The following is an 8,515-nucleotide window of genomic DNA, read 5'->3' on the forward strand; positions in this document are numbered from 1 at the left end:
GTGCTGAACGAACTGTCGCGCAGTGAAATGGAAGCACGCCGCAGGGCGCTCGAGGGCTCGAAGGTTCGCGAGGTCGAGGACCGCCAGCGCGCCGCCGAGGATGCCAAGCGTCGCGCCGAGGACGAAGAGCGCCGCAAGCGCGAACGCGATGAATCCGCACGCCGCCAGGCCGAGGAAGAGGCGCGGTTGCAGACCGAGGCCGAATCCCGCCGTCGGGCTGAGGAAGAGGCGCGTCGCCGCGCGCCATTGGCTGCCGAACTGGCAACAGTCGATGACGAGGAAGTGGCCAAGCCGAAGCGGGTTGGCGCCGGCGCACCGGTGCGCCGTCCGGTCACGCCCGAAGTGGCGCGTCCGGCCAAGCCGACCAAGGCCGAGGAAGACCGCCGCCGCGGCAAGCTGACGCTGAATTCAGCATTGTCCGACGAAGACGCGCGAGCCCGTTCGCTGTCGTCGATGCGTCGCCGCCAGGAAAAATTCAAGCGCGCGATGCACAATGAGCCGCGCGAGAAAGTCATGCGCGAAGTGATCCTGCCAGAGACCATTACGATCCAGGAACTGGCGCAACGCATGTCCGAGCGCGCGGTCGACCTGGTCAAGTTCTTCATGAAGCAGGGCCAGATCCTGAAGCCGGGCGACGTCATCGATGCCGACACGGCCGAGCTGGTTGCTACCGAATTCGGCCACACGGTCCGCCGCGTCGCCGAGTCCGACATCGAGGAAGGCCTGTTCAACATCGCCGACAATGCCGAGGACCTGGTTTCGCGTCCGCCGGTCGTGACGATCATGGGTCACGTCGATCATGGCAAGACCTCGCTGCTCGACGCGATCCGCAACGCCAATGTCGTCTCCGGCGAAGCCGGCGGCATCACCCAGCATATCGGCGCCTACCAGGTCGAGAAGAACGGTCACAAGATCACCTTCATCGACACGCCCGGCCACGCCGCCTTCACGGCGATGCGTGCTCGTGGCGCCCAGGCGACCGACATTGCCATCCTGGTGGTTGCCGCCGACGACAGCGTCATGCCGCAGACGATCGAATCGATCAGCCATGCCAAGGCGGCCGGCGTTCCGATCATCGTGGCGATCAACAAGATCGACAAGCATGATGCCGATCCGCAGAAAGTGCGCTCCGAACTGCTGCGCCACGAGGTTTTCGTCGAATCCATGGGCGGTGAAGTTCTGGACGTCGAAGTGTCGGCGACCAAGGGCACCAATCTCGACAAGCTGCTCGAGGCGATCCTGCTGCAGGCCGAAATTCTCGACCTGAAGGCCAATCCGGATCGTACCGCCGAGGGTGTCGTCATCGAAGCCCAGCTCGACAAGGGCCGTGGCCCCGTCGCGACCGTGCTGGTGCAGACCGGCACGCTGATGCCGGGCGACATCCTTGTTGCCGGCAACGAATGGGGCCGGGTGCGTGCGCTGGTCAACGATCGTGGCGTGCAGATCAAGGAAGCGCCGCCGGCGATGCCGGTGGAAGTGCTTGGCTTGCAGGGCACACCGCAGGCCGGCGATCGCTTCGCCGTGGTCAACAACGAGGCCCGTGCCCGCGAGATCACCGAATACCGCCAGCGGCTGGCGCGCGAGAAGGCGGTTGCCAAGCATGCCGGCCAGCGCGGTTCGCTTGAGCAGATGATGTCGCAATTGCAGACAAGCGGGCTGAAGGAATTCCCGCTGGTCATCAAGGGCGACGTGCAGGGCTCGATCGAGGCGATCAACGCCGCACTCGACAAACTCGGCACCGACGAAGTGCGTGCGCGCATCGTCCATGCCGGCGCCGGCGCCATCACCGAAAGCGACGTGTCGCTGGCGGAGACTTCGGGTGCCGCGATCATCGGCTTCAACGTCCGCGCCAACGTCCAGGCGCGTGCCGCCGCAGCGGCGGCTGGCATCGAGATCCGCTACTACTCGATCATCTACAACCTCGTGGATGACGTGAAGGCGGCTCTGTCGGGCCTGCTGTCGCCGGAGCGTCGCGAGACCTTCATCGGCAACGCGCAGATCCTCGAGATCTTCGACATCACCAAGGTCGGCAAGATCGCCGGCTGCCGTGTCACCGAAGGCAAGGTCGAGCGTGGCGCGGGTGTGCGCCTGATCCGTGACAACGTCGTCATCCACGAAGGGACGCTGAAGACCCTGAAGCGCTTCAAGGACGAAGTTTCGGAAGTCCCCGGCGGCCAGGAGTGCGGCATGGCCTTCCAGAATTACGAAGACATGCGCGTCGGCGACGTCATCGAGTGCTTCCGCGTCGAGATGGTGACCCGGACACTCTGAGTTCGAGTGACTTGTCCATACCGGGCGGTGGCCGAAAGGCCGCCGCCCGAGGTCTATTGAGAACGACCCATATGAGACATGCGGCACGGTCCCATCCCGCGCCTCACGCTTCAGGATAGAGAAAAATGCCCCGTCCAACCACATCCAGCCCATCCCAGCGCATGCTGCGCGTCGCCGAACAGGTGCGCCATGCGCTGTCCGAAACCCTGCAGCGCGGCGAGATCATCGATCCGCTGATCGAGAACACCGTGGTGTCGGTCTCGGAAGTGCGCATGTCGCCCGATTTGAAGGTCGCTACCGCTTTCGTTTCGCCACTCGGCGCCAAGGATACCGATGCGGTGGTCGAGGCGCTGAACAAGCATGCGAAATTCATCCGTGGCCGTGTCTCCGGCGCGCTGCGGCAGATGAAATTCATGCCGGAGTTTCGCTTCAAGCTCGACACCTCCTTCGACAATTTCGCCAGGATCAACGACCTCTTGAAATCGCCGGAAGTGGCGCGCGATCTGGGTCCTGAGGACCAGCAAAACGCGGACCAGGACAAAGACGACAACAAGGACACCGAATAGTGGCGCGCCGCGGCAAGAAGAAGGGCCGGCCGATCTCGGGCTGGCTGATCCTGGACAAGCCGGTCGGCATGGGCTCGACCGAAGCCGTCTCCAAGATCAAATGGCTGTTCCAGGCGGAAAAAGCCGGCCATGCCGGCACGCTCGATCCGCTGGCGTCCGGCATGCTGCCGATCGCGCTTGGCGAGGCCACCAAGACCGTTCCCTACGTGCAGGACGGCGCCAAGATCTATCGCTTCACCGTCGCATGGGGGCAGGAGCGCTCCACCGATGACCTCGAAGGTCCGGTGTCGAAGGAGTCCGATCTGCGTCCGTCGGAAGCCGAGGTGCTCGCCCTGCTGCCGAAATACACCGGCGTCATCATGCAGACGCCGCCGCAATTCTCGGCCATCAAGATCGCCGGCGAGCGCGCCTATGATCTGGCCCGCGACGGTGCGACGGTCGACATACCCGCGCGAGAGATCGAGATCGGCCGTCTGGACGTTGTCGAGCATGGCGCCGACCATACTGTTTTCGAGGTCGAGTGCGGCAAGGGCACCTATGTGCGTTCGCTGGCCCGCGACATGGGCCGCGACATGGGCTGTTTCGGCCATATCAGCGAATTGCGCCGGGTCGAGGTCGAACCGTTCACCTCGGAGGACTTCGTTACCATCGCCGAGTTGGAAGCTGCCCGTTTCGGCGTGGTGGAGGGAAACGCGGACGCGACTGATATCGCCGACGCTACGGTAGCCGCCGACACGGCAGAGGCTGCCGACAAGGTGGAAGTGCCAATCGACTTCGATGCCATCGATGCGCTCCTGGTCGACACATCGGCTGCCCTCGATTGCCTGCCGCAGATCGCCATCAGCGACGATGCGGCGACCAAGATCCGCCTTGGCAACCCAGTCATCATCCGCGGCCGCGATGCACCGGTGGAAGCCGAGGAAGCCTGCGCCACGGCGCGCGGCAAGCTGGTCGCCATCGGTGCCATCGAGCAAGGCATGTTCAAGCCCAAGCGGGTCTTTGCCGGGTGACGGCTCTCGTCTAACTTCAGTTCGACTCTACGTTCGAGGGGCACATGGCAAAGGCCGAAGCGGTGAACAAACGGGCGCCGGTGAAAACGCGCCGGCCGCCGGTCGGTGCGTCGCCTGGCACGCTGATCGCCGACCCCTCGGCGCGTCGCAGCGAACTCAGGCTGACGCTGATCTCGCCCGAAAAATTCAAGACCATCGAAAATGCCAGCATCGACGACCTCAACACCCATTGCGACAAATGGCCGGTCCTCTGGCTCGACTGCACCGGCCTCGCCAACATCCCGCTGATCGAGGAGATCGGCCGCATTTTCAGCCTGCATCCGCTGGCGCTGGAGGACGTCGTCAACACCGGCCAGCGGCCGAAGGTCGACTTCTTCGAGGACCATGCCTTCGTCGTCGTCAGGATGATCGACGACGTCACCTCGCATCGCTATGAGCAGATCGCCGTCTTCTTCGGCAGCAACTTCGTCGTTACCTTCCAGGAGCGGGAAGGCGATCCGTTCGATCCGGTGCGCAAGCGCATCGAAAGTTCGGCGCCCAACCGGCTGCGCGCCCGCGGCGCCGATTACCTCGCCTATGCGCTGATCGATGCCATCGTCGACAGCTATTTTCCGCCGATCGAGGCCGCCGGCGACACGGTCGACAGCATCGAGGACGAGATGCTGCATTCGCCGCACAAGCATCAGATGCGGCAACTGCATGAATTGCGGCGCGACGCCAACGTGCTGAAAGGCGTGCTTTGGCCAATGCGCGATGCGCTGGCGACGCTGATCCGCAACGATGTGCCCTATGTGAAGGCCGAGACCAAGATCTTCCTCAACGACACGCTCGACCATGCGCTGCGGCTGATCGAACTGGTCGAAACCCAGCGCGACATGCTGACCGGCCTGATCGAAATGCACCTGTCGCTGAGCCAGGCGCGCACCAACGACGTCATCAGCTATCTCACCATCGTATCGGTCATCTTCATGCCGCTCACCTTCCTGGTCGGCATCTGGGGCATGAATTTCGACCCGGAGTCTTCGCCCTGGAACATGCCGGAACTGAAGGCCTATTATGGCTATCCCTTGTCGCTGCTGTTCATGGCGCTTGTCGCGTTCGGGCTGATCGCCTTCTTCAAATGGAAGAAATGGCTTTGACAAGGATAAACCTGCCATTTTGGGCCTGAAAAGCCGGCTGGTGAATTGGGCTGGTGTTTTCCGGGGAATTGCACTATATGCGCCGCAGCATAGCGCTGTGACGCTTTGCTTGCACCGGCCCCTGCTGGACGACATCCCGGCTGAGGGCGACCCGTTTCCTCAAACAGATAAGGAAAAACACGATGTCGATTACTGCCGAGCGCAAACAGGAATTGATGGGTGAATTCGCAACCGCCAAGGGCGATACCGGGTCTCCGGAAGTCCAGGTGGCCATCCTTTCCGAGCGCATCAAGAACCTGACCGACCATTTCAAGGACCACAAGAAGGATAACCATTCCCGCCGTGGTCTGCTTGCTCTCGTCTCCCAGCGCCGCAGCCTGCTTGATTATCTCAAGCGCAAGGACGACGCGCGCTACCAGACGCTGATCGAGAAGCTCGGTCTGCGTCGTTGACGAATTGACCGGCGGGCTTTCGAAGGAGAGCCCGCCGGTCGCGCATTCTGCCAGTCGTATCGACTGGCCAGACCCGGTTTCGATCGTGCAGAGGGCACTCGAAACCGCCCATGGACGGTCATGGGGCAGGATTGCAGGACGCTCGCGCGCGCTCGCCGCGCCGAAATTACCCGAGCTTCCCGTTGTCTTGCCCGTGGCTGCCCGAGAAAGGAAGCCAGGGAAAGGGCATCCGCGCACCGTGAAACGGCGCGGCCCTTTCCTCATATTAAGGACAAGACATGTTCAATCACCACAAAGTGGAAATCGAATGGGGCGGCCGTCCGCTCATCCTCGAAACCGGCAAGATCGCACGCCAGGCTGACGGCGCGGTGCTCGCCACCTACGGCGAGACCAAGGTTCTCGCCACCGTTGTTTCGATGAAGGAGCCGAAGCCCGGCCTCGATTTCTTCCCGCTGACCGTCAACTACCAGGAAAAGACTTACGCCGCCGGCAAGATCCCGGGTGGCTATTTCAAGCGTGAAGGCCGTCCGAGCGAGAAGGAAACGCTGGTTTCCCGCCTCATCGACCGCCCGATCCGCCCGCTCTTCGCCTCCGGCTACAAGAACGACACGCAGATCGTCGTCACCGTCGTCCAACATGACCTCGAGAACGATCCCGACATCCTGTCGATCGTGGCCACCTCGGCTGCCCTGACGCTCTCGGGCGTGCCCTTCATGGGCCCGATCGGCGGCGCCCGCGTTGGCTATATCAACGGCGAATACGTGCTCAACCCGCATGTCGACGAGATGCAGGAATCGAAGCTCGACCTGATCGTCGCCGGCACCACCGACGCCGTGCTGATGGTTGAGTCCGAGGCCAAGGAATTGGGCGAAGAGCTGATGCTCGGCGCCGTCATGTTCGGCCACAAGGGTTTCCAGCCGGTCATCGACGCCATCATCAAGCTGGCCGAAGTCGCCGCCAAGGAGCCGCGCGACTTCACCGCGCCGGACTATTCCGCGCTTGAAGCCGAGATGCTGAAGATCGTCGGCGACGAACTCAGCAATGCCTACAAGAACGTCGACAAGCAGAAGCGCTACGCCGCCGTCGACGCCGTCAAGGCGAAGGTCAAGGCAGCGTTCGCCCCGGTCGAAGGCGAAGATGCCAAGTACACCTCCGAGCAGATCGGTTCGGTTTTCAAGGAACTCCAGGCCAAGGTCGTGCGCTGGAACATTCTCGACACCGGCTCGCGCATCGATGGCCGTGACCTGAAGACAGTCCGCAAGATCGTCTCTGAAGTCGGCGTCCTGCCACGCACCCACGGTTCGGCGCTGTTCACCCGCGGCGAGACCCAGGCGCTGGTCGTTGCAACGCTCGGCACCGGCGAGGACGAGCAGTATGTCGATTCCCTGACCGGCATGTACAAGGAGAAGTTCCTCCTTCACTACAACTTCCCTCCCTACTCGGTCGGCGAGACCGGCCGCATGGGTTCGCCGGGTCGCCGCGAAATCGGCCACGGCAAGCTTGCCTGGCGCGCCATTCGCCCGATGCTGCCGAGTGCCGACCAGTTCCCCTACACGCTGCGCGTCGTCTCGGAGATCACCGAGTCCAACGGTTCGTCGTCGATGGCCACCGTCTGCGGCACCTCTCTGGCGCTGATGGATGCCGGCGTGCCGCTGGCCAAGCCCGTCGCCGGTATTGCCATGGGCCTGATCAAGGAGGGCGAGCGTTTCGCCGTTCTGTCCGACATCCTTGGTGATGAGGATCACCTCGGCGATATGGACTTCAAGGTCGCCGGCACCGCCAACGGCATCACCTCGTTGCAGATGGATATCAAGATCGAAGGCATCACCGAGGAGATCATGAAGATCGCGCTGGACCAGGCCAAGGATGGCCGCCAGCACATCCTCGGCGAGATGGCGCATGCTCTGACCGGCGCGCGTTCGGAACTCGGTGAGTTCGCACCGCGCATCGAAGTGATGCACATCCCGACCGACAAGATCCGTGACGTGATCGGCTCGGGCGGCAAGGTGATCCGCGAGATCGTCGAAAAGACCGGCGCCAAGATCAACATCGAGGACGACGGCACGGTCAAGATCGCTTCGTCCAACGCCAAGGAGATCGAGGCGGCGAAGAAGTGGATCCACACCATCGTCGCCGAGCCGGAAGTCGGCGAGATCTACGAAGGTACGGTCGTCAAGACCGCGGATTTCGGCGCTTTCGTCAACTTCTTCGGTCCGCGTGACGGCCTCGTCCACATCTCGCAGCTTGCCAACGACCGGGTCGCCAAGACCTCGGACGTGGTCAAGGAAGGCGACAAGGTCTGGGTCAAGCTGATGGGCTTCGACGAGCGCGGCAAGGTCCGCCTGTCGATGAAGGTCGTTGACCAGGCCACCGGCAAGGAACTCGCCCGCGACAAGAAGAGCGAAGGCGAAGAAAACGCCGCCTGAACGTCTTGAGTTCATGAATTGAAGCGGGCGCGGCTTATGTCGCGCCCGTTTTCATTTCAGCCCCGGTTTTCACTTTCAAATAGCCCAGACAAGTCGAGATCGAACGATGTCCGCCGAGCCGTTGAAGACGCTTTTCCATCCCTTCGAGGCCGAGGCTGTTGCTTTGCCGGGAAAGGGCGAGCGCGTGCTGTTTCTCGGCGCTGAGCCGGGTTTTCGCCTGCCTGAAGGCTTCGAGGCGACGCTTCACCTCGTGCAGGGCTTCCGGCCGCATTTTAGCGCGCTGCAGGCGTCTGGCTGCGCCGTCACCGCGCAAGTGGAAGGCGATGGCTTCGATATGGCACTTGTGCTTGCCGGCCGGCATCGGGGTCTGAACGAAGTGCGCCTCGCGGAGGCGCTTGAGCGTGTGGCGCCGGGCGGCTTGGTCGTCGTTGGCGGCGGCAAGGACGATGGCATTGCCAGCCTGCGCAAGCGGGTCGGCGAACTTGTCCCCCTCGAGGGCCATCTGCCGAAATATCACGGCATCGCCTTCTGGTTACGCCGTCCCGCCGACCTCGCCGCCGCGGAGGAACTGCGCGCCGCCAATCCCGCTCTGCTGGTTGAAAACCGGTTCCGCACCGCGCCCGGCATGTTTTCCTTCGACCGGATCGATAC

The 8,515-nt window shown here is 62.9% G+C and carries 5 protein-coding genes and 3 pseudogenes; all 8 read left to right on the forward strand.

The genetic code is table 11. The annotated features are described in order from the left end of the window. Window positions 1-2,271: translation initiation factor IF-2 (gene infB, locus EN964_RS16140; protein ID WP_127276535.1), on the forward strand; the 2,271-nt coding region annotated here is incomplete at its 5' end. 125 nt (window positions 2,272-2,396) lie between these two features. After that, window positions 2,397-2,837: a 30S ribosome-binding factor RbfA gene (gene rbfA / locus EN964_RS16145; protein ID WP_127270705.1), complete on the forward strand. Its 441-nt coding sequence runs from the start codon at window positions 2,397-2,399 to the stop codon at window positions 2,835-2,837. Then, window positions 2,837-3,506 (forward strand): annotated as a pseudogene (gene truB, locus EN964_RS16150) (tRNA pseudouridine(55) synthase TruB); the annotation flags it as partial. The gene rbfA and the pseudogene truB (EN964_RS16150), both read left to right, overlap by 1 nt. A gap of 101 nt (window positions 3,507-3,607) precedes the next feature. Then, window positions 3,608-3,847 (forward strand): annotated as a pseudogene (truB, locus tag EN964_RS39410) (tRNA pseudouridine(55) synthase TruB); the annotation flags it as partial. 44 nt (window positions 3,848-3,891) lie between these two features. Continuing rightward, complete coding sequence (gene corA / locus EN964_RS16155) at window positions 3,892-4,986, forward strand: magnesium/cobalt transporter CorA (protein ID WP_127270701.1); 1,095 nt, start codon at window positions 3,892-3,894, stop codon at window positions 4,984-4,986. A gap of 140 nt (window positions 4,987-5,126) precedes the next feature. Further along, the gene (gene rpsO, locus EN964_RS16160) at window positions 5,127-5,438 is read left to right on the forward strand and encodes a 30S ribosomal protein S15 (RefSeq protein ID WP_269470859.1); all 312 of its coding nucleotides are present in this window, start codon (window positions 5,127-5,129) and stop codon (window positions 5,436-5,438) included. A 278-nt stretch (window positions 5,439-5,716) separates the two neighbouring features. Beyond that, on the forward strand, window positions 5,717-7,864 hold the full coding sequence (gene pnp, locus EN964_RS16165; protein ID WP_127270698.1) for a polyribonucleotide nucleotidyltransferase: 2,148 nt from the start codon (window positions 5,717-5,719) through the stop codon (window positions 7,862-7,864). Window positions 7,865-7,970: 106 nt separating this feature from the next. Continuing rightward, window positions 7,971-8,515, forward strand: a pseudogene (locus tag EN964_RS16170) (methyltransferase); the annotation flags it as partial.

It is taken from the genome of Mesorhizobium sp. M7A.F.Ca.CA.001.10.2.1 (genome assembly GCF_003998575.1).
Taxonomy (GTDB): Bacteria; Pseudomonadota; Alphaproteobacteria; order Rhizobiales; family Rhizobiaceae; genus Mesorhizobium.

Bases quoted from the DNA above. Each gene is read 5' to 3' on its own strand.
- rbfA (WP_127270705.1), top strand. From the start codon at position 2,397: ATGCCCCGTCCAACCACATCCAGCCCATCCCAGCGCATGCTGCGCGTC.
- corA (WP_127270701.1), top strand. From the start codon at position 3,892: ATGGCAAAGGCCGAAGCGGTGAACAAACGGGCGCCGGTGAAAACGCGC.
- pnp (WP_127270698.1), top strand. From the start codon at position 5,717: ATGTTCAATCACCACAAAGTGGAAATCGAATGGGGCGGCCGTCCGCTC.